Source organism: Paenibacillus sp. B2(2019) (assembly GCF_008370385.1).
Classification (GTDB): Bacteria; Bacillota; Bacilli; order Paenibacillales; family Paenibacillaceae; genus Paenibacillus_AQ.
Genome location: NZ_VTZR01000030.1, coordinates 60,355 through 85,184, shown reverse-complemented (window position 1 = coordinate 85,184; position 24,830 = coordinate 60,355). Strand labels below are relative to the sequence as shown.

Below are 24,830 nucleotides of genomic sequence, written 5' to 3'. Positions count from 1 at the left end.
TTTGCAATGTTTAAAGCGCTATTGTCTCTCTTTAAAAAATCCGACACTAAGCCACCACAAGCAGTGCGTAAGGCACAAACTCCCAAGTCGAAACCGAAGGTTGCTTCCACACGAATTGGAGAGTTAGGTGAGCATAAAATCAATATCCAACTTGACCAGCTACCTAAGGAGTGTAAATCATTAAGCGATCTAATGCTTCCTAATCCCAAGTCTCGAACAGGTTACACCCAGATTGATCATATCGTTATTTCCCCCTATTGCTTATTTGTCATTGAGACGAAAAACTACAATGGGGAAATTAAAGGTGGACGAACGGATCAACAATGGACAGTCAGCAACCGTTACAAGATGTATAATCCGCTGAAGCAAAACTATGGACATATAAAGGCCATTGAGAGTCTGACACAAGGTATAGCTTCAGTAAAATTTATCTCTATGGTTTCATTCGCGATGAGATGTCGGTTCAGTATTGATCCGGATCTTCGGAAAATCCACTCGGACGAACTGGTTGTCTATGATGTGGAACTAAGTGAGTTTATCTCTAGGAAGCTGATCAGTTTAAAAACAGGAACTCCTGAACCTTCTATCTCTCCGGCGCAAATACAAACGATTTATGAGCATTTGCTTCAGGCCAATATAACCGATGCGGAGATTCGCAAGCTTCACGTACAGAGAATAAAGCAAAAAAACTAGAAGTACCTATGAGTTACCTATCATTGTACTAAGGGAGTTAACATAAATGATCAAACAACTACGAAGCTGGTGGAAGGATACAGAGATCCCTAACTTAATCGGTCGGAAAAAGGTGGACTTTTCCATTTTTCGTGACGGTACTCATATTCCTGTTGAGTTTCATCCGGATTTTTTGGAAGCTAATCAAGGTCAACAGCCTAGTTTAGGTGAAGGGCGAAAAGTTAAGCTGGTCCATGAAGATCGGAACTATGAAGCCACATTATTTAAAATTGATCAAGTATCTGCTGGTCGGGAAGCTCTTCAACTCCGTTATAACGGAAATCAAACGTTGAAGAATTTGTTAATTGAAACCTTCTCGCATTCATGTTCCTACATTATGCAAGAAAGAACGAACCAACAAGCAGATGATGCGAAGAGACCTCAGGTTGTTGTTCCTGAAGATCAAGCTGAATACATAGATTTCTTTGCCACAGGAGTTCCTTTCGAATACCGTTTAGAGTTTATAACGTTTAAATCGAAGCCTAATGTTTGGTGGGTGAATCAGGGAACGACAATTCAAGCGGAGAAGGAAGAGGGGATTCTGTGGGCGCCCCTACTGAATTCGCAAGGCCGAAAGCTATATCATTGGGAGACGATGAAGGAAGTTAAACAAGGAGATATCATCCTCCATTATTCAAATAAAGCTATTCGTTATGTAAGCCAGGTAACAGATGCTGCGGTGGAAGCACCCAAGCCAGACTCTATGGCCAATACGAACTGGCAAGAGGATGGTCGTTTGGTTCGAACAGAGTATGTGGAACTCATTCCGCCCATTATGCTACAACAGTTTAATCAGCAAATTATTCAAGTGAACTTAACCCAAGGTCCGCTTCATTCTGGAGGCGGAGTTAATCAAGGATATTTGTTTCGCTTTTCAAGACAAGGACTTCAAGTACTTCAATCGTTAACTTCAGAGGTCATTTGGCCAGATTTCACCATTCTAGATCAAGATGAGGCTGCCTCCAATACGGAGAGCCCGCATGAGGTGATTCCTATTTTACCGCCATCAGATTCTAGTATTACAACATTGCTCCACCAAATCCAATCCCACATACTCCGCAAAGGTTTCTTCTTCCCTGAGCACCTTATTGAAAACTTTTACCTCTCGCTAAAAACTAAGCCTTTTGTCATCTTGGCGGGGATATCGGGTACAGGGAAGACTCGGTTGGTGAAGCTGTTTGCAGAGGCTCTTGGTGCAACGAGGAATAACGGCCAGTTTACCTTGATCCCAGTGCGGCCGGATTGGAGTGATCCTGCGGATCTGCTGGGGTACAAGGATCTTTCGGGTAGGTTCAAACCGGGGCCACTCACGGAAGTATTAGTAGAGGCGCGGAAACCGGAGAATCAGTATAAACCTTATTTTATCTGCATGGATGAGATGAATCTGGCGCGGGTAGAGCATTATTTCAGTGACCTGCTAAGTGTGCTGGAAACACAGGACTGGCAGGAGGGAAAGATCCAGACACAGGATCTCATATCTTCTACCATGCTGGATACGTCTGAGGATCAAGTGAAGTTTGGTAGCCTGGGTATCCCGGAGAATGTGTTCTTAATCGGGACTGTGAACATGGACGAAACGACACATCCTTTTAGCAAAAAGGTACTGGATCGAGCCAATACACTAGAATTCAATTATATTAATCTGCAGCAGTATCCGGATTTGGGTGTGCAGGTAGAGACCAATGATAGCTCTGACGTTGCCGAACTGAATCATCTTTTTCTGCGCTCCGATTATTTGCAGTTAGTGGATGCCTATGATACCAACAAAGAGCTTGTTGTACGGACGACAGAGAGATTGGTTAAGATCAATGCCTTGCTTGAGGATATCCACGCTCATGTAGGTTTTCGGGTACGGGATGCGATTTGCTTCTATATGATCTATAACGAACGGTACAAGCTGATGAGTGAGGAAGAAGCTTTTGACTGGCAACTGCTGCAAAAGATACTACCACGTATTCAAGGAAGTCATTCTTCGGTTCGCCGGGTATTATTGAAATTGATGAAAGGGGCTCTTGGTACCGGATCTGGTGTGACGGTAAATATTGAAGATCTTATGGAGAATGATGCTTCTCCACTCTACCTGAAATGGGCTGCTGGCCAAACTCCACCTACAGCCAAACATCCACAAAGTGCGCGTAAATTGGCTTTTATGCTTAGGAGGCTAGAGGAAGATGGATTCACCTCATACTGGCTCTCTTAGTCAGACGGTAGAATTGCTCCGTGTAGAAACGGAGCTTTTTACGCTTTTTCTTCAAGGACGGCCTTATCATCCTACTGTGGAGACCTTGCAGCTTCATCGTTCTTCTAGTCAGGAGTGGGTGAATGCGCAGCTTGGGCTTGTTTGCTCCGAACGGCTTGGTAATGTTCAGATTAAAGTGTTTTCCCCTGAAGTCCACGGGATGGTGGACTGGCAGCCGGGGGAGTCTGTCTTTCCTTGTTTTTATGAGACACAGTCGTATGAGCTGGTGATTCAGAGGAAGACCGCTGCTAACCTCTCTTTTTATCATGAAAATGTGCTGCTTCGGCAGGCAATTAAGCCCCTAGGTGAGTCTATTCTTGCGGGTGTGCTGAACTTTGGGAATGAGGTCGGTTTGACGGAATGGGAGATCCGCAGTTCGGGACAGGCTTTACTGCGGGTAGAAATGGAGATCTTCCCCTCTAAAATGGATTACAAGCTGGATTACCAGAATATTTTGAATGAAGTGAATGAGCAGATTTATAATTTGGCGTTTGATTTTTTGCGCAAAACCTACCAACTAACAGGCTTGCGGGAGACACAGCATCAGAGCTTAACGGAGTTCTTCACCATACTACAGCATGTCTTTAGACAGCTCTTGGATGCTGTTGAGCGGATTAACAAGAATCCTAATTACGCTCTGCTCCAGGACCGCCGACTAGTGGACGCCAATCGGGTCAAAAAGTCCGGAAGAGAGAACATCCGCGAGCTCGCGAAGCATCCTGAACGATTAAGAGAAGACATGAACAATGGATTCTTGAATATCGGCAGTCGAAATTACACAGCCACACATTTAATAGAGACGCGTAGACGTCTCGCCTATGATACGAACGAGAATCGGTTCATCCGCTGGATGATGGAACGTATTCATGGGAAGCTGAAAGAGCTCAAGGGGCGCTGGAAGAAAAGAAACCGAACCCCAGATCCATTACTTATAAAAAGGTTAGACACCATGCTTACCCAGCTCGAACGCGTGCTCAAGATGGATTTCTTGCGTGAGGCTGGAGTGCTGAAACAGATGTCTGTTACGCTTGTACTGCAGATGGCTCCTGGATACCGCGAAGTTTATCGCTGTTATCTGATGCTGCTTAAAGGTCTGTCTATCCAAAGCGATCTGTTTCGCTTATCCATGAAGGATGTCGCTCAGCTCTATGAGTATTGGTGCTTTTTGAAGCTGAATCAGCTCCTGGGGCAGAAGTATAAACTGGTGAAACAGGACATCATTAAGGTGAATCGGAACGGTATATTTGTTACGCTTGACCGCTCGCAGAGCGCTAATATGGTGTACGAGAATCCAGTTAACGGGGAGCAGTTCATCTTGTATTATAATACGATTCCTGGCTCGGATAAGACACCGACGCTCAATCAGCGTCCGGATAATGTACTGACACTCAAGAAGAAGGATGCTGGAAAAATCAAAGAGTATAAGTATGTTTTTGATGCGAAATACCGGTTAAATCCAGCTTATGAAGGCACTTCCTATCACGGGACTTATAGACAACCTGGCCCTGAAGAGGATGATATCAACACGATGCACCGCTACCGGGACGCCATAGTGTATCAGGAGAAAGGCTCGGGGGAATACGAACGAAGCATGTTCGGCGCCTATGTGTTATTTCCCTATCCGGATGAGGAGCGGTATAAGACCCACCAATTCTACAAGAGCATCGAGCTATTGAATATAGGCGCTTTGCCGTTCCTACCGAATTCTACAAGCCTGGTGGAGCAATTCTTGGATGAGATTATTCAGGATAGTCCGGAAAAGGCTTATGAACGATCTACTCGTCCACGCGGTACGAAAGAATACTATGCCAACCAACTCGCGGGTAAAAATGTTCTTGTCGGCTCTGTTCGTGGCCCCAAACAAGTGGAGGTGGCGCTGCAGAAATCTTTTTATCATATGCCGTTAAAAAACCTTACAGATGTTAAGATACTTACCCAGATCGAATACATAGCAATGTGCCAATCCAGAAAAAAGTTTGTTGATCCTGCAAAAACGGGCATTCACTGGGTAGGAAAAGTTTCCGATTGGAAGGTGTTACGGCGTAAGGAGATTAAGGAGGTTTCTTGTCGCCCGGGTACTGAAGAAGAGCTTTATGTGCGATTTACGGTTGAGAAATGGAAGAGTTTAACCGCACCTATCACACTAGGAGGACAAGGGATCTACACGGTGCTTTATACGAGCAAGTACATCCTGGACCGGGCTTTGGAGATTGCAGAGCTTCGCTTAGAAACAGAAAAAGATCTTCGTGAATGGCGTGAGAAGCGCCGAAAGGGAAGAGTAAAGGTGAAGCTGGATCATGAGCAGTATGTGGAATTAGGGAACGTTGTGGAAGTTCGGAATATTTAAAGTTAGAGAAAATGAGTAAAGTATTTAATAAGGCTAAAAGGCAAAAACTTCATCACAGGTGTGGCCCTGTACCTGACGCAGGCATTGAACGCCATTTTATTATTCACACTCATTCCATGTCTGATTATTGCAGTAATATCTTCTCGCAAGCTGTATGAGAAAACAAACAACATCTTTGTTGTTGTAGATTCAACAGTAATTAGATATAATATGGATACAAAAAAATATCATGCTTGTTTTTATCCCCGGGTAAAAACTTACAAAGGCATTGAATCTCATTCCCATTAGGGCCTATTTATAGGAGGGGTGAGATTCAATGCCTTTTTTTAAACCTATTCTAATGTACAGAGGTGTCATAACAAATGCGAATATTAAGTGATAAGGATGTTAAAAAAGTATTGAATGTTCAGCAGGTAATCGATCTAGTTGAAGCAGTTTACAAATCTAAAAGTGATCATAAAACAGAGACATGGCCAACTATTTTTTATGATTTTGTTCCGGGCAAGGCAGATATGGATATTAAATCAGGCTACTTAAAGAAGGATAAGGTGTTTGGACATAAAACAGTCACGTGGTTTGCTGATAATGAAGAGAAGAATATTCCAACTTTAATGGGGTTAATTACTGTATTTGATGCTGAATCAGGACAACCATTAGGGATTGCTGAGGCTGCTTTCATTACAGGAATACGGACAGGTGCTTCAGGGGCTATCGGTGCAAAATATTTGGCTAGAAAAGATTCAGAGAATCTTCTTGTTGTAGGATCTGGAAACCAAGCCATTTATCAAATTGCATCTGCTTTGTATGCACTCCCGAATTTGAAAGTAGTCAGGATTGCTGCCAGAGATCAAGTGAAATTGAAAAGCTTTGTCGATAGCTTACCCCATAGACTTCAATCTGAATTTGGAATGGAAGCTAAAACAATTATTTTTGAAACAGTAGATTGTTTAGAACATGCAGCGAGCAATAGTGACATCATCATAACTGTAACGTCATCAAGAACACCGATCATAAAAATGGAGTGGATCAAAAAGGGAACGCATATTTCTTGCATAGGTGCGGATATGGTAGGAAAACAGGAAATAGACTCACGCATTGTTTCAAATGCCATTATTTTCTTAGATGATAAGGAACACTGCATGCAAGTTGGCGAGATAGAGATCCCTCTTAAACAGGGCATTATTACTGAGAAGAATATATCTGGTGAAATAGGTGATTTAATTCTTGGGAAAATAAATGGTAGGACGGATAGTGAGCAAATCACGATTTTTGATGCTACAGGTATGGCGATTTTGGATATCTACGCAGCGAAAATTGCATTACAGAGTGCAGAAGAAAATGATCTCGGTGTCGAATTTAACAATTAAGGAGAGAATGAGAAAATGACTTTTAGCTATGAAAATGTGACGAAAGCTTATGATCGGATCAAGAACTATGTGAACAGAACACCACTTGAGGAGTCCTTTTATTTAGGTGATGAAGAAAGAAGATATTTCTTCAAACTTGAGTCTCAACAAAGGGCGAAAAGTTTCAAAATCAGAGGTGCTTTAAACAAAATGATGACGTTAACTGAAGATGAAAAAAACTGTGGCGTAGCAGCAATTTCTTCAGGAAACCATGGAAGCTCCGTAAGCTATGCAGCATCAATCCTAGGAATAAAAAATGTAATTGTAATTGTGCCACTAGGTACTCCCATAAGTAAGATAGATAAAATCAAGTATTTCGGAGCCGATATATTGCAATTAGGTAAAAGCTATGATGAGGCTCATTCTTTAGGCATGAAGTATATTAATGAACGCGGCTTAACCTATATTGACGCATACTATAGTGATCCAGAAATCTATGGAGGACAAGGGACCGTTGCAATTGAAATTGTGGAACAGAATAAAGATATTGATACCATAGTAGTTCCGATAGGTGGTGGAGGCCTTATTACTGGAATCGCGGTTGCGGCTAAAGCGATTAACCCAGCTATCCGTATTATTGGAGTACAAACAGAGGCTTGTCCTGCAATGTTGAAATCTTACGAAGATAACGTCTTCTATGAAGAATATCCTAGCGAGGAGTCATTGTGTGATGCTCTTGTTGGTGGAGTCGGGAAACTGAGTTATGAGATGGCAAAAGATTATGTTGACGATTTCATAGCTGTTTCAGAAGACTCTATCGCTAGAGCTGTAAGTTTTATGGCCAAAGAAGAGAAATATATTGTGGAAGCAGGAAGTGCCACAGCAGTTGCAGCCATCATGGATTACAGGGAAAGAATTGGTGGAACTAACATCGCTCTTGTCATAAGCGGAGGCAACATTGATGGAGATGTATTAACAGCTATATTGACCAAATATTAATAGGTAATTCAAAAGAGTCATGTAGGCATAGATTGCTAACTACATGACTCTTATTTATCTCAGATTACGAAGATAGTTCTTCATCGGTGGGTATGATTCCATAACGCTCTAAAGCTTTTGACGATGATTCGAGCATCCGCTTTTTCAAATAATCGCCTTCGACCACCCAAACCCGCTTTCCCAGAAAACGTATCTTGGAAAGTAAATACTCGAGCTCATCCCCAAGCAGAGAAACTCTGACTCGATAGGTATCCTTCTCCGTATCATACTCTACATTTTTTTCAAAGCTGGAGAAGGCGTATAGAATACGGGATAGCTCTGCGTTATAAACGCGGACAATTTCAATGATGACTTCGGTTTTACGCGATTCAAGCGTTTTTCCGATCTTTCTTAGAATGTTCTCTGCTGCTGAGGGTTCGATTGGTTCTGATGTGACGGACTGAATCTTCTTTAGCCGGGTACTCATCAAGGAGTGATGCCGAGTGTGATACCAGAGCAAATACCATTCTCTTTTGACCATGGAGTATTCCAGCTTATACGGAAAACCCAAATGATCCTTATTAATACGGTCGCCCTTAATCGCGTAGGTGATAAGAATGCCCGTTTTATTCATGATATGCCGGCGCAAAGATCGCAGAAGAGGGTGGTAGACCTGTTTTTCTAGCGTACGGGCTTTTTCAATCAAATGATTGGAAATATCCATCCCCTGTTCCGACTCAAGAGCAGTACGTAGCTTGTCCATAGTATCCGCAGTGAAAGCATCAGCTGCCGAGGGATGCTCCAGCATCGTCTTCAGCCAGGCCCGTTCGTGCGTAGTGATCATGAAAGTACCGGAATCCTCCAATCGGGAAATGATCTGGTGATTGAATATTTTCTCAAACAGATTCATAGTAAGCTTGGATCTCCTTCCATTCAGCAATTATTTCCTGGCGAAACGAAGCGGGCTCCAGAACCTCGCAGCTAGAACCGAAGCTACGTAGCCATGGCTTAATTTCAGTAACCCCGTTTACGATGATTTCATAAATAAACGAATGTTCATCCTCAAACACAATTTCCCCCCATTGTCCCTGCAAGAGTACCCGTTCCTTGATGAAGTTCGGTTCTGAACCTCCCGGATTAAAAAACCGGACACGTACGGTCACCGGCCGGCCAGTATCTATCAACCAGCTGTACCTAATCTTCTCGGCAAGTTCTTTATTCTTTTCGTCGTACCAGATCTCATCCACAGGTTCAGCTTCTTCGATTTGCGTAATTCCTTCCATCCGGTATTTCCGAATACCCTGTCTATCATATGAGAGCAAATACCATCTTCCATATTGATGATCGTACACAATTTTAAGTGGAACCACCTTTTCAGCTTTGCCCTCTGGTTCACGTTCAAACAGGGGATTCGTGTTTTTGGATGCGTAGCTTTTCTCAGACTTCGGTGAGAAATACAGAAACCTGACTTTGCGGCGATGGCGCATGGCATGAAGAAGTGTAAACAGATGCGCCTCATCTAAAATCCTCGAGTAATAGTGATATTTATATAAAAATGGTTCAACGGCATGCCGCTCAACTTGATTGCGGAGAAGATGTTTTTTTAATCCATCACGCAGTAAATATCCTTGAACGGAAGGGACTTGAGTGTTCGCCATCACATCTACAAAATCATATAAATCGATAAGCTCTTCATCCAATAAGCTTCGAATCAAGTCGTCTTGGATTCGATACCGGTACGGGCGAGATCCCGGCTCTCTTGTAATGACTCCGACCTCCTCCAAGTATTTGAGATCCGAGCGAATGGTCTTTTCGTCAGGTAAAGGTAGATCAGAAGGCAGACTGCTGCAGCACATCTCCAATAAATCCTTCGCAGTCAAGGCTTGTCCATTCATTGCACCTAGAAGCAGCGAGACTCGCTGGCTTTCAGATTCCTTTACGGATTTGGCGCGGAATAGAAATAAGAGTAATGGATCGGTGGAGTCATAATATCTGAGGCGAAAGGTCTCGGAAAATTCCCTGCTCTGTTCATCCGCCAAGTGCTGGTGCGTGGAGCTAGCTACTTGTTTGAGTCGTCGGATCGTTTTATCAAAGGTGTGAACGGAAATCCCCAATCTGTCTGCGAACTGTTGTCTGCTGAATGCCCCGCTCGTAAGCACCAGCATTCGCAGAAACTGTATTTCTTTATCAAAGCTTTCCTTAGCCAAAGGTATCCTCCGTTCAAATGAAGCATCTTCTTCCATTGTAACAGGGGAGGGATTTGGGTGTAATGGAAAAGTTTATATGCAGTCGTAATACTTTCACCATGTTCGTTAAGGCTGAAATGAGCGATTATAGAACCTGTAAGGCAGCATTTAGCAAGATGGTAAACGCCAAATGGCGTTTCATCATACATTGGTTCTTATATGGACGGTCGTAACGAGGCGCGGATATCGATGTATCCCGCAGTGCCGTGCATGCTATGTTACGGTATCCTGTACGATCGGATCGGTAAGAATCCCTTATTAGGGGTTCGATTCCCCAATCGCCTTGGACGCGATTCTGGTAGAGCACTCGACTTTAAATCGAGCGAAAAATTGAAGAAAAGACCAAAGGCTAGAATCCCTTGCAGCTAGTTTTAGTGCACTGAAGTTAGGCTCTGCAATCCGTGGATACCGCTTGTGCGAAATTACAGGAAGTTCTCTTGGATTAAAGAGTGACAATATCCATGAGAACATCAGATAAATCGCTAAGCTAAAACGAGATTCCGCCAGAACTTCAGTGGGATTCTAAGACCAATGGTCGAACTAATTAGGGGGAAACATTATGTTGAACAAAGTAACGATTCAAGCTGACGAACGTGGTTTGCTATTTCATAAAGGAAGTTATGTGAAAAAGCTGATGCCGGGGAGCTATCACTTTTCAATGTGGTCAAAATCCACCGTTGTGGTGTTGAATATCGCTAAACCGTTTAATGTGGAAGGAAAAGATATGAAGTTATTCCTTCATGATGAAGATCTCGTGCGTGAGCTCGATATCGTACGTGTACAAGATCACGAGTATATTCTGTACTATGAGGACGGGCAATTTGTTCAATTACTTAAGCCTGGTGTCTACGCATTCTGGAATATACTAAAAGAACACACCTTTTTCCATGCAGATATCAGACAACCCGAATTGCCTGTCGAGGTAAACCGCGCAATTATAGCGAAGCTAACAGCAAATGTGCAGTCCTACGAAATTGCGAGCTACGAATCTGGATTTCTGTTTTATGATCATGTATTACAACGAGAACTTCCTCCTGGCAAGTACCACTTCTGGAGAGGTCCAGTTTCGACTGTGGTAAAGACGATTGATTTAAGACAACAACAAATGGATCTCATCGGCCAAGAGATCATGACTGAAGACAAAGTTTCGCTGCGGCTTAACTTCGTTTGTCAGTACAAGATCGTAACGCCATTACGTGCTCTGGAAATGAAGTCATTTGACGAGCAAATCCATATCCAGCTTCAGCTTATGCTGCGGGAATATGTCGGAACGCTCAAATTGGATGATCTTTTGAAACGAAAAGAGGACGTTGCGTCGTTCGTCCTATCCCGTTTACGTGAGAAGGGTGAAGAGTTCGGAGTAGATTTCCTGAGTGCTGGGGTTAAGGATGTCGTTTTGCCAGGGGAAATGAGAGATATAATTAACACCGTTCTGCTTGCGGAGAAAAGAGCACAGGCAAATCTAATTACTCGTCGTGAAGAAACGGCCTCAACCCGAAGCTTGCTTAACACCGCAAAGCTAATGGATGAGAATCAGACGCTGTTCCGACTGAAAGAGCTGGAATTCCTCGAGAGAATATGCGAGAAAATCGGATCCATATCTTTTACGGGTGGCGGGGATTTGTTGGAGCAATTAAACTCTTTGCTTGGCGAACGAAAAGCGACGGGCAAATAAGGAATATCAAATGGAATAGATAAGTGCCACTCTTAATGGAGATTGGCATTTTTTTTGGTTTTTTTCTGAAAAGTTTCTGTATATTCATCCAGTTCACATTAGGTTCATATAAGTGGTTTAACTTATGGGTATCAAGAGTTTAGTACGATATTTGGAGGAAGAAAACCCATGAAAAAACCAAAGAAAAATTTAGATTACCCGTTTTACAATGAATTACCTGTACAAATTCCTGTTATGAAATGGCTCGTTGTAATGGTAGCGATTGTATTGGGATTTATCGCGTTGACCACTCGAATACCGTTTATCCCATTGAAAGTTAACGAATATTTAGCACCTATATTGTTCACGGGAATTCCGCTTGTTGCATTCATTTGGGCATCTAAGGGTCATGCGAATCACCTGTTTCGTAAAATTACAAAGAATGATGTTAAGTGGGGTGTGCTGTTCTTTATATTTAATATAATTGCTACTCCGATTGTCGGTCTCATTCTAGTCTATGTAGTAAAAGTTAATACTGTAGCTGATGCGGGAATTACTGCTATTACACAACTTGATACTCTTGATAAAGTAATAATGTTTGTCAAAATAGGGATTCAACTTGTTGGGGAAGAATTGTTAACCATTTTACCATTCCTGTTTATATTGCAATTATGTGTGGCAAATTTCAAGCTTTCTCGCAAAGCGGGAATCTGGATTTCATTTCTTGTTACAGCAATAATCTTCGGAGCCATTCACCTACCAACGTATCATTGGAATCTCGTACAAGCACTTGTAGGTATTGGCCTTGTACGTCTTGTTCTTACAGGGGCTTATATGAAGACTAAGAATATTTGGGCATCTAGTATCGCGCATATTTTGAACGACTATGCAATTACATTGTTCAGCTTGCTTACAGCTTCGTCCGTAGCACCATTCATCATGCAGCATTTCATTCGTTGAATAAATCTGCCAAGAATGGGTTTAAGTAATTAGAGTTGAATTTATTGTTGACAATCCTATCGGATTAAAATATAGTAATCCCATCAGATTAATACAAATTACAAATATTTAAATTTAAGGATTCAAATGTTTAAACGAAATAAGCTGACTGGTTCAACCAGAGGCTCAGAGGACAAACGCTAGTCGTTGTCATCTGAGCCTTTTTGTTTACTTATCCGAATAATAACTAAAAGAGGTGAAGTCCATGGCCGCTTCTGAAAAAATCAGGTTTGAGAGTGTCACCAAAACCTTCAGTGTCCGAGATTCCAAGCAAAAGGAGGCAACAGGGCAATTTACAGCGGTAAAAGAGTTGGATTTTTCCGTAAAAAAAGGTGAGTTTATAACGATAGTAGGTCCAAGCGGGTGTGGTAAATCAACTTTGCTTGATTTGATCAGCGGTTTATCATCACCAACACAAGGTCGCATTTTAATAGATGGTCACCCCATAACAGGTCCAGGGCTTGATCGGGGCATTGTGTTTCAGCAGTATGCTTTATTTCCGTGGAAGACTGCGCGCAGCAATATTGAATTTGGATTGGAAGCAAAGGGGATTCCTAAGCATGAACGTAGAGAGCAGGTTGGGCATTTTCTTTCGTTAGTTGGGCTTAGTAATTTCGGAGATCGTTATCCACATGAGCTTTCCGGGGGGATGAAGCAGCGTGTAGCCATTGCCAGAAGTCTTGCCTTTAACCCAGACGTCTTGTTAATGGATGAGCCTTTTGCCGCACTGGATGCCCAAACAAGAGAATCACTGCAAAGTGAGCTTTTACGAATTTGGCAGAAGACCCAAAAAACCATAATTTTTATTACGCATGGTATTGATGAGGCCGTTTATCTTGGGGAGCGAGTAGTCGTCTTGACACCAGGGCCGGGTACTGTGAGGAAGATTGTAGATATTCCGCTTCAATCACGATTGGAAGATGCAGATATTCGCTCACATCCTGATTTTGTGAAGGCTCGTCATGAAGTGTGGGGTTATTTGCATGAACCTGAATACAGAGGTGCGTATATTTAGTTGATAAAGGAGGGTATTCCCATCGAATCCGTAAAGACTGCTCATTCAACGTTACAGCTGAAGAAACGAAATCCTGTTTCTTTTTCCGGCGTGCTTAAGGTGTTTAAACAGTCTATTGTTTTAGTCTTATTGTTCTTACTATGGGAAATCGCACCACGGGCGGGCTTAGTTGACGCAGCATTTTTCCCACCTATTTCTGAGGTAATCACCGCCTTATGGAATTTGATAGCTTCAGGTGAGCTATTCACTCATTTCTTAGCGAGTATCATTCGCTCGTTCAGTGGATTTGCGTTAGCGGTAATAATTGCGATCCCGTTAGGATTACTGATTGGCTGGTATCCATTAGCTAGGGAGTTGTTAAATCCAGTATTGGAGTTGTTCCGAAATACGGCTGCGCTCGCTTTACTTCCGGTATTTATGCTGCTGCTAGGGATTGGTGAAACCTCCAAGATTACGATCGTCCTATTTGCTTGCACATGGCCTATTCTTCTAAATACGATTGCTGCTGTAGGGAACGTTGATACCTTACTTATTAAAGCAGCCAAATCCATGAATATTAAGTCGTTCAAATTATTTCTGAAGGTGATTTTGCCGGCATCCGTGCCAACTATTTTTACAGGTATTCGGATGGCAGGAACAGGGGCGATATTAGTATTGATTGCTGCAGAAATGGTAGGGGCAAAAGAGGGCTTAGGGTATTTAATCACTTATTCTCAATATAACTTCCAGATCCCTCAAATGTATGCTGGTATATTGACCATTGCCTTGTTGGGCTTGTTAATCAACCAAGGGTTGACCTTGCTCGAACGTAAATTTTCTAAATGGAAGCAACCGGTGAACGAGTAGCAGGATGATGTTTAATGATATTTTTTTATGAATAATACCAACTAAAACACTTGAATTAATTATATTAATTGAACTTAAAAAATCTAAAAAGGAAGAGTGGCGGAGGGGAAGTTTGGAACTGTAGCTCAGAAAAATAGAATTCATTTGGAAAAGGAGAAGCGAGATGAACAAAACAGTAGCACTGCTTATACTTGTAGGCTTGGTTAGTGGGATTTTATCTGGCTGCTCAGAGGGTAAGTCCTCCGCGAAAAGTGGAGAAGATCAGATTCTGCAATATCAGTCTGCACCTGGAAGTGTCTCTTTCCCAGAGCTGGCGGCGGATTTAGGTTACTTAGGAGATTTGAAGCTAGAGTCTATAGGTGACAGCGTGGGTGGTCCGGAAAGCATTCAATTAACCGCGACGAAACAAATTGACTTTGGTGCAGCATTCAATGGAGCCATTATTAAATCTTACGCCAAGAACGTAAAAATAAAGTCGGTCATTGGCTCCTATGGCAGTGATAAAAATACGTATGTAGGTGCATATGCCCTCGAGGGGGGAGCTATAAAGTCGGCTAAAGATTTTATTGGTAAAAAGGTAGGGGTGAATATTCTCGGTGCCCATTCGGAATTCGTCATTAAAGATTATTTACGCCAAGGCAACTTGACCGAAAAGGAAATTGAACAAGTAACCTTGGTTACAGTCCCAAGTTCTAGTGCAGAACAGATTCTGCGAAATCATCAGATCGATGTGGTTATGTTAAGCGGGATTGCCCGGGATCGGGCTTTAACAACAGGAGGGGTCGCAGAAATATTCAAGGATATTGATGTGTTTGGGACAGAGTTTACTGCGGGTGATTACTTTTTCACAGATCAGTATATCAAGGATAATCCTAATACCGTCAGGCAATTTGTAGATGGAGTGGCTAAGGCGATTGAATGGGCACGAACCACACCTAGGGAGGAAGTCATTAAGCGATTTGAGGAAATTATTAATAAGCGTGAACGAAAGGAAACAACGGACAATCTTAAGTTTTGGAAGAGTACAGGCATATCTGAAGAGGGCGGCGTCATTACACCATCGGAATACGATGTTTGGATTGATTGGCTTGTGGCAAATGGGGAGCTTAAAGAAGGCCAAGTGAAACCGGAAGAGTTATATACGAACGAATTTAATCCTTTTGCTAAATAATTTTCTATATAAGTTGAAAAATAAACCATAGGAGTGATTAGCATGACAAAAAAACAAATGAAACTCGGGGCATTCATTAATCTACCTGGTCATCATGTAGCAAGCTGGCGTCATCCTTCTTCAGGGGCAAGTCGGGCATTTGATTTGGAGTATTTAACGGAGATTGCACAAACGGCTGAGCGTGGTAAGTTCGACATGGTGTTTTTTGCAGATGTATTGGGTCAAAAGCTTTCGGGAAATGCACAATCATCATTGAAGCTAGACCCCGTTATTATTATTTCGGCACTCGCAGCGGTAACTAAGAATATTGGGTTAACGGCCACTTTGACGACTACCTATAACGATCCATACCATGTAGCGCGTAAATTTGCAGCTATTGATCATTTATCCAAGGGGCGTGCCGCCTGGAATGTAGTAACATCAGCTAATGAGGGGGAAGCTCTCCTGTTTGGTAAGGATAAACATTTGCAGCATGCATCCCGCTATGAACGTGCAGAGGAATTTGTGGAGGTTGTCAAACAGCTCTGGTTATCCATTGAGTCTGAGGCGCTAGTCATCGATAAGGAACAAGGCCAGTATTTAAATGTAGACAAGGTACATCCCGTTGACCATGAAGGAGCCTGGTTTAAAGTGCAAGGTTCACTTGACTCATCCACAACACCACAAGGACATCCCGTGATAGTTCAAGCCGGGTCGTCTGAATCTGGAAAAGAACTGGCGGCGAAGACCGCGGAGGTTATTTTTACAGCATGGCAAACCCTTGAAGAAGCGCAAACCTTTTATCGAGATGTTAAGGGTCGGTTGGCTAAATATGGACGTAAGCCGGAGGACTTGAAGATCATGCCCGGTGTGTTTATTACTGTAGCGAAAACTGAGGAAGAAGCTTTGTTGAAACAGCAGCAATTAAACAGCTACATTTTGCCTGAGGTAGGATTATCGTATTTGTCAGCTTTCACTAACATTGATCTGTCAGGGTATGATGTCGAAGAACCACTTCCGGAATTCAGTTCCATTGAAGATGAGACCAATCCGAGGATCCGCTACAACATTATTCGTGATATTGCCAAACGTGAAAATCTGCAATCCATACGTGCAATTTATGAACGGATCGCTGGAGCACGCGGGCACCGGGAAATCGTTGGAACACCTGAACAAATCGTAGATCAATTAGAAGAATGGTTCTTAAATGAAGGGGCAGATGGATTTAATGTGATGCCTCCCCATTTCCCAGAAGGTTTTAACGATATTGTTGAATTGGTAATTCCTGAACTACAGCGTAGGGGCTTATTCCGCACTGAATATGAGAGTAACACGCTTCGAGGAAATTTAGGACTATCTGTACCTGTTGTACCCACACTTGAAAAAGCACTAACCGTTGCGAGCACAGGAGGGAATGTGTAATGAGCAAAGCAGTCATTATTAATGGAGGAAATACTAGAAAGTCCCGGTTAACTGCTATCCATCAGCAGGTTGGAAGATTTTTAGAACAAGAGGGGATTGGGCATCATTCGATCTATGTCCATGAGCTACCTGCAATTGATTTGCTTACGGCCAATTTTGCCAGCGAGGAGATTCTAGAGGCTAATGCGCTAGTGGAAGAAGCAGATATTGTTGCCATATTAACGCCTATCTATAAAGCTTCCTATACGGGGATTTTAAAAACGTATTTAGATCTCCTTCCGCAAAAAGCGCTGGTTGATAAGCGGATTGTACCTATTGCTATTGGGGGTTCGTTAGGCCATCTTCTAGCCATTGAATATGCATTAAAACCCGTTTTGTCTGTACTGGGTGCTACTGAGATTTTAAATACGGTTTATTTCTTGGATCGGCAAATTGAACGTTTAGAAGCTGATGGGTATCGTATTGATGAGGAAGCGGCGCAGCGGCTAACCGTGGAATTACTAAAGCTTGCACCTACAAAAATAACTAATTAGACTAGGGAGAACAGGAAGTTAGGGGGAGCATTAACGCAGCCTTTCAGGGTTGCGTTTTTTTGTGTTGTGATCATTAACCCCATGAACGATCGCTGAAAAAGGTCCTCCGTCTCCATTTGGTGAACTATAAGTTGTATGATGGTTTCTTAATCTCACAATTATCAAAACATTTGTTAATGGTTTGGGCTTTTCTACGTATTAACTTATGTAAGTTTCTTCACAACAAATTGCGCAATTTGTTTAGCTTTTCGATGAAGGTGAGGTGGAAGGAGGGTGAAGATGGAAGTTATCCAGGGTACTGCGGACCGTTACAAGAATATCGAAAGATCACGTGGTGCCATGATGTCAAAAGAGGAATTTACCCGGATGTACGATACGTACTACAAACGTGTTTACAAATATATTAGTTATCGTATTAATAACCACCACGTGTCGGAGGACATTTGCAGTCAGGTGTTTGAGACGGTGATGTGTAAGTATTATAGCTTTTCAGAAGAAAAATCGAATTTTGAGGTTTGGCTGTTTGCCATTGTAAGGAACGCTGTGACGGATTACTTCCGGGGGCAGAAGAAAAGAAGCTACACCTCACTAGATTCTTTGCTGGAGCTCATATTTCCCAAGCCGTCTCCGGAGGAATTGGCGATTCGTGAGGATAATAATCAAGCACTGTTTAAGGCGCTCTCCAAGCTGCGTGAGAAGGAACGTAATATCATTGCAATGAAATATGGGGCTGGGCTGAAAAATTCCGAAGTCGCACAGATCATGGGCGTCAGTGAGTCCAATATTGGTGTCGTATTGCATAGAAGTCTGAAGAAACTGCATATTTCCTTAAAAGCAGGAGGATTCAACCATGAATAAGAAAAATGATGATCTCACAAAATTCAGCAAAACCATAGAACTGCTTGAGAATGTTGAACAGGATAACACTGCCGCCAAAGAAAGAATTTATAACCGTTTAGTATACAAGTTGGACCATGGAGCTCTTGAACTCAAATCAGAGAAAAAGGACGGGATAACGATGAAAAAAAGTAGCTGGAGAAATGCAATAGTGATTGGTAGTGCAGTAATTTGTCTAGGTGGCGCATTCTCTGCAACCTCCTATGCACAGGATATGTTCCAATCGATCATGGCAAAGTTTGAAGTAGGAAATCTCGAAATCACGCAATACGATAAGGAAATCCCTTCGGCTGCACAGTCAATGACTCCATCTGAAGAGGGGAAAGGCGGGGAGAATGTTGCCATTGAATTGCCGGTTGCGGCCAAGTTGACCCTGGATGAAGCACGTGCGGAGCTTGGAATGAACTTCCCGGCACCAACCTGGATGGCAGACTATGAGTTTGTGAATGTTGTTCTTCAGGGGACCAGCATGGTTGAAGTGCAGTATAACTCCGGGGATAAAGCTGTTAATTTCCTAATCTCCAAGGGCGGCGACAATGGGATCAGCACTACAGAAGAAGTGAAAACAGAAGTAATTAACGGGACTAAAGTTTATTTTGCAAATGGAATTGTGATTTGGGAAAAAGATGGCTTCACCGTTGAACTGTATGCCCAAGAAGACTTTGACAAAGCCACACTTGGAAAGATCATCGGTAGTTTCAGCATCGGTGCACCTGTGCAGTCCTTAGGGACTGAAGAAGTGAAAGAGAATTTGCAGAAGAATGAAGGAGCAGTTGCAGCTCCAGCTTCCGTTCCGGTTGTTGACTCAAAATAAGATGGTCTACTTAGGGTAGAAATGCCCATAGATACACACAAAGAAGACGCGAGGGGATTTCCCTGAGCGTCTTTTTTTAGCGCACTCTACTTTAATATACAGGTTCTCATACAGCAAATGTTGCCTTGGATGCTCACAATAACAGATGATAAAGGTGTGGCTGGCAGGGAATATAGGGAATAGCAATTCGAATCATGTGTATGCTATGCTACCTTGGATGCAGTTGGTAAAATGGTAGTAGCCAATACTGAAATAACAGCAGGAGCTATCTTGGCTTTAATCGGTGCTCCATACTTTTTATATTTATAACTGAAAGGACTTAGGACATGAACAAGGTTATTGTAATTGGTGCAGGGATATTAGGGGCTTCAGCAGCTTATCAGATAAGTAAGTTAGGTGCTGAGGTCATCATTATAGATCGTAAAGATGCAGGGCAAGCAACGGATGCAGCAGCAGGGATTATTTGTCCCTGGTTATCTCAACGCAGAAACAAAGCATGGTATCGTCTTGCTAAAGCGGGAGCAAGCTTTTATCCGGCACTTATTCAAGAGTTGGAAGAGGCTGGAGAAACCGAGACCGGATACGCAAAAGTAGGGGCAATATGTATTCATGATGATCTGAAAAAATTACATGCGATGAAAGAAAGAGCGGAGCTTCGCAGAGAGGATGCCCCTGAAATAGGTGAGCTTACGATGCTGACGGATCTTGAAGCACAAGAGAAGTTTCCGTTATTGTCGGAAGGTTATCATGCGCTGCATGTATCGGGTGCAGCAAGAGTGGATGGACGTGAATTACGTGATGCTTTGCTAAGGGCGGCACAGCGTAACGGTGCGCAGATGATTGAGGGAGATGCTATTCTAGAGCATGATGATCATGAAATTAAAGGGGTTAGCGTAGGAGAACAGACATTCACAGCGGATGAAGTGATTGTGTGTGCAGGAGCCTGGTCCAATGCGGTACTTCATCCGCTTGGGATCATGCTCCAGGTGCGTTATCAGAAGGCCCAAATTATGCACTTGAAGCTTGCTGAACAAGCGAGTACAGAGCAATGGCCTGTGGTAATGCCGCCTACAGATCAATATATCCTTGCATTTGCGGATCAAAATATCGTAGTAGGTGCTACTCACGAAAATGATGTAGTAGGTTATGATACTGCTGTAACCGCAGGAGGAATGCAAGAAATATTAAATAAAGGTCTTCAAACGGCTTCCGGTCTTGCGGATTGTAGCCTAAATGAGATAAGAGTAGGGTTCCGTCCATTTACAGCAGATTTTCTGCCCGTGTTGGGCAGGGTTCAAGGATGGAATAAACTAATTGTTGCTAATGGGCTAGGGTCATCCGGATTAACGATGGGACCCTTTCTTGGTGAGCAGCTAGCCAAGCTAGCCATGGATCAACAGGTAGATATTCCGCTTGAAGACTATGCATTAGAGCATGAGATAAATGAGTAGTAAAAAAAGGAAGGTCAGCGATTCGATCCGCTAAAGTGCCACCATACGTATTCCTCAAAACGACAGAGATGTCGTTTTTTTAACTATACATTTATTCCTGCTTATTGTAAGACGCTCTTAATAAAGCTACTTCTCTGTAAACTCGGTGCCCTTCTGCTTGGCATTAGTCAACTTTAGATGCCTCTTCGAGAGAATGAATGAGAAATCTATGATCTATCGGTGAAGACATAACAATCAGGATCGTATAGGTTCCATACTTATCACATTGATTGCCAAACTCTTCAAGAGCATGTGTAGATTCGGTCACTACTTTTAATAAATAGCTGTGTTCTCCACTTATACGGTGGCACTCGGCAACTTGGGGAGATGCATCGACAAAATCAAGAAATGCCAGGCAGTCTCTAGTCCGAAACAACATATAGGCTGCCGCATTTTTTCCGATTTTTTCAGGGGAGATGATGGTGCGATATTCCTCAATGATTCCTTTCTCTTCCATTCTTCTAACTCGTTCCGTTACAGCAGGTTGGGACAGACCTACGCATTTCCCCAGTTCTGTCATTGAAATCCTCGCTTGATTTTGAAGATAGAAGAGAATTTGTTTGTCTACATGATCCACTTTGGATGCCCTCCTTTAGATTTAAGGTAATTCATTAAAACTCCTTTAATTACTTTGTTAAATCATCATAATTGATTGATTTTAATATGTAAAATGAATAATTTTCATTATATAATATGACTCTCACCAAAATGATGATCTACACTTGGAAAGTTAGAGAGGATGGCTACCATTGAGAAAATTTGATTTAAATAAGGTAGGTACAGAAGATTTACAGGCATGTATTGATGAGTCTGGAGGAAACTCCCAATGAGACTCTCCCACTCCCGCAATAATATAATCACATTAGCTGCTATATGTTTGTCCGCATTGATGTTTGGCCTCGAAATTTCCAGTGTGCCTGTGATACTGCCTACCCTGGAAAAGGTATTGCACGGCAACCTCAAGGATATGCAATGGATTATGAACGCCTACACCATTGCCTGTGCGACAGTTCTGATGGCTGTTGGAACGCTGGCTGACCGGTATGGAAGGAGGCGTATTTTTATTATCAGCCTCATCTTGTTCGGTATTACATCTTTGATTTGTGGCTTGGCGCAAAGCACATCGGTTCTGATCGTCAGCCGGTTTCTTCAAGGCGTGGGTGCTGGCGCGATGCAGATTTGCCAGATAGCCATTCTTTCACATCGGTTTCAGGAAGGAGAAGAACGCAGCAAAGCCTTTAGCACATGGGGGATCGTGTTCGGTATCGGTCTCGGTTTTGGACCTATCATTGGCGGTATGATCGTGGCTGTATTGAACTGGCATTGGGTTTTTCTGGTCCATGTCCCGCTGACCATTTTCACTTTGATCCTTGTCTTCAGCGGCGTGGAGGAGTCCAGCGATCCGCAGGCGAAAAAGCTGGACATCATCGGCATCCTCACGCTTTCGTTGACGGTTTTTGGCCTGGTCTATTTTATCACACAAGGGTCGGAACTTGGCTTTACCAGTACAGCATCCATCAGCACCCTTGTTGCAGTGGCAATAAGTTTCATTGTATTTCTATTTGCGGAGAAGCACAGTGCCCATCCAATGTTCGACTTTTCCGTATTCAAGATACGTAATTTTTCTGGTGCTCTCCTTGGCTCCATAGGGATGAATTTCAGTTTTTGGCCATTCATGATCTATCTTCCGATTTATTTTCAGAGCGGGCTTGGTTACGGCATCGTAATCGCCGGGTTGTCTGTTCTGGCTTATGCACTGCCCACCCTGGTAATTCCGCCTCTGGCAGAGCGATTTTCGCTCCGCTATCAACCGCGCATAGTTATCCCATTGGGTCTATTCGTTATCGGCTTGGGCTTCATTTTGATGAAGTATGGCAGCGGTGGCGATCACGCCAGCTGGTTGACTATGCTCCCCGGCTCTCTGTTGGCTGGTATTGGGCTGGGATTAACCAACACGCCTGTCACCAATACGACTACCGGCTCGGTACCTAGTACTCGTGCAGGCATGGCTTCCGGCATAGACATGAGTGCCAGATTAATCAGTCTAGCCATCAACATCGCCGTAATGGGCTTCATTTTACAGGAAGGCATCTTTTCATATTTGAAGAGGGCTTTTCCTGAGACTGTCGATGCATTACAATTGCGATCTTTGGCCGAAAAAACAGCTGCCGGAAACACTTCGTCTCTCAATCAGGGTTTTCCAGAACTTTCCTCACTGGATGCATCCGGAGCTATCGTCCATGCATCACTTGTACACGGCTTTGGTTTGGTGATGCTCTATGGCGGTATTGGTGTCTGGGTTTTGGCCGCGATCAGTTTTATAATTTTTGGACCCAAGAGAGCATTGCTGCAAAAGTAGAGAGTGAAGACTACCGCGCCCACAGGCGATTCGTGAGTCTCAACTGATTAAGCCGCCTAGTATTATGACGTAAAGTGCGTTGTATTATTGCTTTGGAACGAAACTGAAAAGAAGTAACGTTAAAAACCCCTTCTAGCGAAGGTTTTTTTTATCCTTTATACTGATAAGACCAATTAATCTTCCTAGGAGTTGTCTAACGAATCATGATAAAGAAAGAAGTCGCGCATATACGCAAGCAATTTAAGCTAGATCACGATTTAATGAATATTTACGATATTCTCAACGTGTATATTATGAAGGAAAGCAATGAGATCTATCATTGGGAGCGCCTGCCGTTTGGAATGGTGGATAGAGAGAAGCAGGAGTTGTACATGGGCAATTTCAAAAAACTCTTGACCGGCGAACTGGATCAGAAATTGTTCGAGTTGAAGTTTCAGGCGGAAGCGGAGGAGCCAGCGCAGGTGATGCTTCACCAAGCTTTGGTGACAGGGGATCCAGATGAATGGCAGGACCTGATGCTGCTGTTGGTGGACAGAATGATGGCGGATACTCATTATGAACGCGATACGGTGATCACTTTTGTTCGCGGACAGTATTACCGCCCGACCAAAGATAGAAACGATGAAGCCGAGGAAAGTGAGAAAAATGAAATGTTCGCGCATCCGTTTATTCTATGCAGCGTGAATTCCACGGAGAAACAACGGAAAGCTCTCTTATTTGATTATGTGGAAAGGGAATTCAAGTACAACGTCATTGTAGATCCGATTGTTAAATTAAGTACACCGGAGCAGGGCTTCTTTTACCCGAGCGTGACGGACAATTATTCCGATGTGAACCGTATTCTGTATTGTACAGGAAAATCGAACTTTCCGGATCCGCATTTCATCGAGCAGGTCTTGAACGCCGAAAGATCCGTGACGGCACTGGAAGAGAGAGCTATTTTCGAAGACATCGTGAAGGAAGTGGCGGGCGAACAACTTGACGCGACTACTATTGCTCAGTTGTACGAGGAAATCCACCAGGTCATCGAAGGTGGCGAAGGGGAAGAAGAACCTCCTAAGCTCGACTATAGAGATGTAGAACGTGTACTAAAGGTAAGCGGCGTTGAAGACGTGACGATGGAAAAAGTGGAACGTGCTTTTGAAACCATCGTCGACGACAAGCACTATGAGATGAAGGCAAGTAGTGTGATGCCGAAATTCACTACAAAATCGATAAAGATCGAAACAAAGGTAGCTACGATTTCGGTCAGTCCGCAGGATTTGAAATATGTGAAGCAAGTGAATTATCAAGGTAGACGCTGCATTTTGATTGAGGTTGACGAAGATGCTGTGATCGAAGGATTTACACTCACTACAGAAACGCTTTAGATTTTTTAATAGCGGGCTATCCTTAAAGTCTTTTATGAAGACTTGGGATAGCCCTTTTTGTATCAAATATGGTACTTAAAGATATAGTTAATATATTCTTTTGCACTAGTATTAATTTCTTCATCGCTGGCTTGAAATGAAGTTCCAAGCGTTGTAGCCTTTGAATAGGTTTGCGCGTCATTTGAATCAAACTGATTTTACAGAATTGTTATCAAACTATTAAAAAAAAGTAGGGTTGTTCAAATCCCACGGTATAGCCAATGAAAGCGTTTCTATTGATTTTGCGACCGCTATCCCCGAAAGAAATTGGCATTATTTAGTGCTTGAAGTTCCTCTGATTTGGATATTTTATTTAGTTATTGTTTTATTTTAATAGGATAATGTTACCTTACC

22 protein-coding genes are annotated in these 24,830 nt (G+C 42.8%); 19 read left to right on the top strand and 3 right to left on the bottom strand.

What is annotated here, in order from left to right:
* The first annotated feature begins 6 nt into the window (after positions 1-6).
* The 5 genes from PAENI_RS29950 to PAENI_RS29930 all read left to right on the top strand — a co-directional run bounded on the left by PAENI_RS29950 (position 7) and on the right by PAENI_RS29930 (position 7,663).
* Positions 7-693 (top strand): nuclease-related domain-containing protein, encoded by a 687-nt coding sequence (locus PAENI_RS29950; protein WP_149647759.1) that lies wholly within the window; start codon positions 7-9, stop codon positions 691-693.
* A 46-nt stretch (positions 694-739) separates the two neighbouring features.
* Positions 740-2,932: an McrB family protein gene (locus PAENI_RS29945; RefSeq protein ID WP_149647758.1), complete on the top strand. Its 2,193-nt coding sequence runs from the start codon at positions 740-742 to the stop codon at positions 2,930-2,932.
* Positions 2,904-5,318: a restriction endonuclease-like protein gene (locus tag PAENI_RS29940; protein WP_149647757.1), complete on the top strand. Its 2,415-nt coding sequence runs from the start codon at positions 2,904-2,906 to the stop codon at positions 5,316-5,318. The genes PAENI_RS29945 and PAENI_RS29940 overlap by 29 nt, the downstream gene beginning before the upstream one ends.
* Before the next feature lie 362 nt (positions 5,319-5,680).
* Positions 5,681-6,685 (top strand): ornithine cyclodeaminase family protein, encoded by a 1,005-nt coding sequence (locus PAENI_RS29935; RefSeq protein ID WP_149647756.1) that lies wholly within the window; start codon positions 5,681-5,683, stop codon positions 6,683-6,685.
* A gap of 36 nt (positions 6,686-6,721) precedes the next feature.
* Positions 6,722-7,663, top strand: coding sequence for a threonine ammonia-lyase (locus PAENI_RS29930; protein WP_262495775.1), 942 nt, complete (start codon positions 6,722-6,724; stop codon positions 7,661-7,663).
* Positions 7,664-7,727: 64 nt separating this feature from the next.
* Here the strand turns inward: PAENI_RS29930 and PAENI_RS29925 are convergent, their stop codons facing one another.
* Both PAENI_RS29925 and PAENI_RS29920 read right to left on the bottom strand, forming a co-directional pair.
* Positions 7,728-8,552 carry a WYL domain-containing protein gene (locus PAENI_RS29925; RefSeq protein ID WP_149647754.1) on the bottom strand — a complete coding sequence of 275 codons (825 nt, stop codon included), beginning with the start codon at positions 8,550-8,552 and terminating at the stop codon, positions 7,728-7,730.
* Positions 8,539-9,849 carry a helix-turn-helix transcriptional regulator gene (locus PAENI_RS29920; protein WP_149647753.1) on the bottom strand — a complete coding sequence of 437 codons (1,311 nt, stop codon included), beginning with the start codon at positions 9,847-9,849 and terminating at the stop codon, positions 8,539-8,541. Before PAENI_RS29920 ends, PAENI_RS29925 begins: the two co-directional genes overlap by 14 nt.
* A 62-nt stretch (positions 9,850-9,911) precedes the next feature.
* Between PAENI_RS29920 and PAENI_RS32100 the strand changes: the two genes are divergently transcribed.
* From PAENI_RS32100 to PAENI_RS29865, 12 genes are all read left to right on the top strand, one after another.
* Positions 9,912-10,061, top strand: coding sequence for a hypothetical protein (locus tag PAENI_RS32100; RefSeq protein WP_188114741.1), 150 nt, complete (start codon positions 9,912-9,914; stop codon positions 10,059-10,061).
* A gap of 386 nt (positions 10,062-10,447) precedes the next feature.
* The gene (locus PAENI_RS29915) at positions 10,448-11,563 is read left to right on the top strand and encodes a slipin family protein (protein WP_149647752.1); all 1,116 of its coding nucleotides are present in this window, start codon (positions 10,448-10,450) and stop codon (positions 11,561-11,563) included.
* 168 nt (positions 11,564-11,731) lie between these two features.
* Positions 11,732-12,502 carry a CPBP family intramembrane glutamic endopeptidase gene (locus PAENI_RS29910; protein ID WP_149647751.1) on the top strand — a complete coding sequence of 257 codons (771 nt, stop codon included), beginning with the start codon at positions 11,732-11,734 and terminating at the stop codon, positions 12,500-12,502.
* A gap of 244 nt (positions 12,503-12,746) precedes the next feature.
* Positions 12,747-13,556 (top strand): ABC transporter ATP-binding protein, encoded by an 810-nt coding sequence (locus PAENI_RS29905; protein WP_149647750.1) that lies wholly within the window; start codon positions 12,747-12,749, stop codon positions 13,554-13,556.
* Between the two features lie 57 nt (positions 13,557-13,613).
* Positions 13,614-14,402, top strand: a complete 789-nt coding sequence (locus PAENI_RS29900; protein ID WP_262495776.1) for an ABC transporter permease — start codon at positions 13,614-13,616, stop codon at positions 14,400-14,402.
* Positions 14,403-14,565: 163 nt separating this feature from the next.
* Positions 14,566-15,573: an ABC transporter substrate-binding protein gene (locus PAENI_RS29895; protein ID WP_149647749.1), complete on the top strand. Its 1,008-nt coding sequence runs from the start codon at positions 14,566-14,568 to the stop codon at positions 15,571-15,573.
* Between the two features lie 42 nt (positions 15,574-15,615).
* Positions 15,616-16,974 carry an LLM class flavin-dependent oxidoreductase gene (locus PAENI_RS29890; RefSeq protein ID WP_149647748.1) on the top strand — a complete coding sequence of 453 codons (1,359 nt, stop codon included), beginning with the start codon at positions 15,616-15,618 and terminating at the stop codon, positions 16,972-16,974.
* On the top strand, positions 16,974-17,507 hold the full coding sequence (ssuE, locus tag PAENI_RS29885) for an NADPH-dependent FMN reductase (protein ID WP_149647747.1): 534 nt from the start codon (positions 16,974-16,976) through the stop codon (positions 17,505-17,507). Before PAENI_RS29890 ends, ssuE begins: the two co-directional genes overlap by 1 nt.
* A gap of 279 nt (positions 17,508-17,786) precedes the next feature.
* Entirely contained in the window at positions 17,787-18,365 is a 579-nt protein-coding gene (locus PAENI_RS29880) for a sigma-70 family RNA polymerase sigma factor (RefSeq protein WP_052404147.1), read from the top strand.
* Entirely contained in the window at positions 18,358-19,218 is an 861-nt protein-coding gene (locus PAENI_RS29875; protein ID WP_188114740.1) for a hypothetical protein, read from the top strand. The genes PAENI_RS29880 and PAENI_RS29875 overlap by 8 nt, the downstream gene beginning before the upstream one ends.
* A gap of 213 nt (positions 19,219-19,431) precedes the next feature.
* Positions 19,432-19,527 carry an iron chelate uptake ABC transporter family permease subunit gene (locus PAENI_RS33145; RefSeq protein WP_149647746.1) on the top strand — a complete coding sequence of 32 codons (96 nt, stop codon included), beginning with the start codon at positions 19,432-19,434 and terminating at the stop codon, positions 19,525-19,527.
* Between the two features lie 17 nt (positions 19,528-19,544).
* Entirely contained in the window at positions 19,545-20,669 is a 1,125-nt protein-coding gene (locus tag PAENI_RS29865; RefSeq protein ID WP_149647745.1) for an NAD(P)/FAD-dependent oxidoreductase, read from the top strand.
* Positions 20,670-20,832: 163 nt separating this feature from the next.
* Here the strand turns inward: PAENI_RS29865 and PAENI_RS29860 are convergent, their stop codons facing one another.
* Positions 20,833-21,285 carry an Lrp/AsnC family transcriptional regulator gene (locus PAENI_RS29860; protein ID WP_149647744.1) on the bottom strand — a complete coding sequence of 151 codons (453 nt, stop codon included), beginning with the start codon at positions 21,283-21,285 and terminating at the stop codon, positions 20,833-20,835.
* 249 nt (positions 21,286-21,534) lie between these two features.
* Here PAENI_RS29860 and PAENI_RS29855 point away from each other — a divergent pair, with 249 nt between their 5' ends.
* Positions 21,535-23,067 carry an MFS transporter gene (locus PAENI_RS29855; protein ID WP_149647743.1) on the top strand — a complete coding sequence of 511 codons (1,533 nt, stop codon included), beginning with the start codon at positions 21,535-21,537 and terminating at the stop codon, positions 23,065-23,067.
* Between the two features lie 203 nt (positions 23,068-23,270).
* Positions 23,271-24,437 carry a DUF4317 domain-containing protein gene (locus PAENI_RS29850; RefSeq protein ID WP_149647742.1) on the top strand — a complete coding sequence of 389 codons (1,167 nt, stop codon included), beginning with the start codon at positions 23,271-23,273 and terminating at the stop codon, positions 24,435-24,437.
* The last annotated feature ends 393 nt before the right edge of the window (positions 24,438-24,830 follow it).

Bases quoted from the DNA above. Each gene is read 5' to 3' on its own strand.
- PAENI_RS29905 (WP_149647750.1), top strand. From the start codon at position 12,747: ATGGCCGCTTCTGAAAAAATCAGGTTTGAGAGTGTCACCAAAACCTTC.
- PAENI_RS29880 (WP_052404147.1), top strand. From the start codon at position 17,787: ATGGAAGTTATCCAGGGTACTGCGGACCGTTACAAGAATATCGAAAGA.
- PAENI_RS32100 (WP_188114741.1), top strand. From the start codon at position 9,912: ATGGAAAAGTTTATATGCAGTCGTAATACTTTCACCATGTTCGTTAAG.
- PAENI_RS29950 (WP_149647759.1), top strand. From the start codon at position 7: ATGTTTAAAGCGCTATTGTCTCTCTTTAAAAAATCCGACACTAAGCCA.
- PAENI_RS29925 (WP_149647754.1), bottom strand. From the start codon at position 8,552: ATGAATCTGTTTGAGAAAATATTCAATCACCAGATCATTTCCCGATTG.
- PAENI_RS29875 (WP_188114740.1), top strand. From the start codon at position 18,358: ATGAATAAGAAAAATGATGATCTCACAAAATTCAGCAAAACCATAGAA.
- PAENI_RS29890 (WP_149647748.1), top strand. From the start codon at position 15,616: ATGACAAAAAAACAAATGAAACTCGGGGCATTCATTAATCTACCTGGT.
- PAENI_RS29850 (WP_149647742.1), top strand. From the start codon at position 23,271: ATGATAAAGAAAGAAGTCGCGCATATACGCAAGCAATTTAAGCTAGAT.
- PAENI_RS29940 (WP_149647757.1), top strand. From the start codon at position 2,904: ATGGATTCACCTCATACTGGCTCTCTTAGTCAGACGGTAGAATTGCTC.
- PAENI_RS29915 (WP_149647752.1), top strand. From the start codon at position 10,448: ATGTTGAACAAAGTAACGATTCAAGCTGACGAACGTGGTTTGCTATTT.
- PAENI_RS29895 (WP_149647749.1), top strand. From the start codon at position 14,566: ATGAACAAAACAGTAGCACTGCTTATACTTGTAGGCTTGGTTAGTGGG.
- PAENI_RS29935 (WP_149647756.1), top strand. From the start codon at position 5,681: ATGCGAATATTAAGTGATAAGGATGTTAAAAAAGTATTGAATGTTCAG.
- ssuE (WP_149647747.1), top strand. From the start codon at position 16,974: ATGAGCAAAGCAGTCATTATTAATGGAGGAAATACTAGAAAGTCCCGG.
- PAENI_RS29865 (WP_149647745.1), top strand. From the start codon at position 19,545: ATGAACAAGGTTATTGTAATTGGTGCAGGGATATTAGGGGCTTCAGCA.
- PAENI_RS29945 (WP_149647758.1), top strand. From the start codon at position 740: ATGATCAAACAACTACGAAGCTGGTGGAAGGATACAGAGATCCCTAAC.
- PAENI_RS29855 (WP_149647743.1), top strand. From the start codon at position 21,535: ATGAGACTCTCCCACTCCCGCAATAATATAATCACATTAGCTGCTATA.
- PAENI_RS29910 (WP_149647751.1), top strand. From the start codon at position 11,732: ATGAAAAAACCAAAGAAAAATTTAGATTACCCGTTTTACAATGAATTA.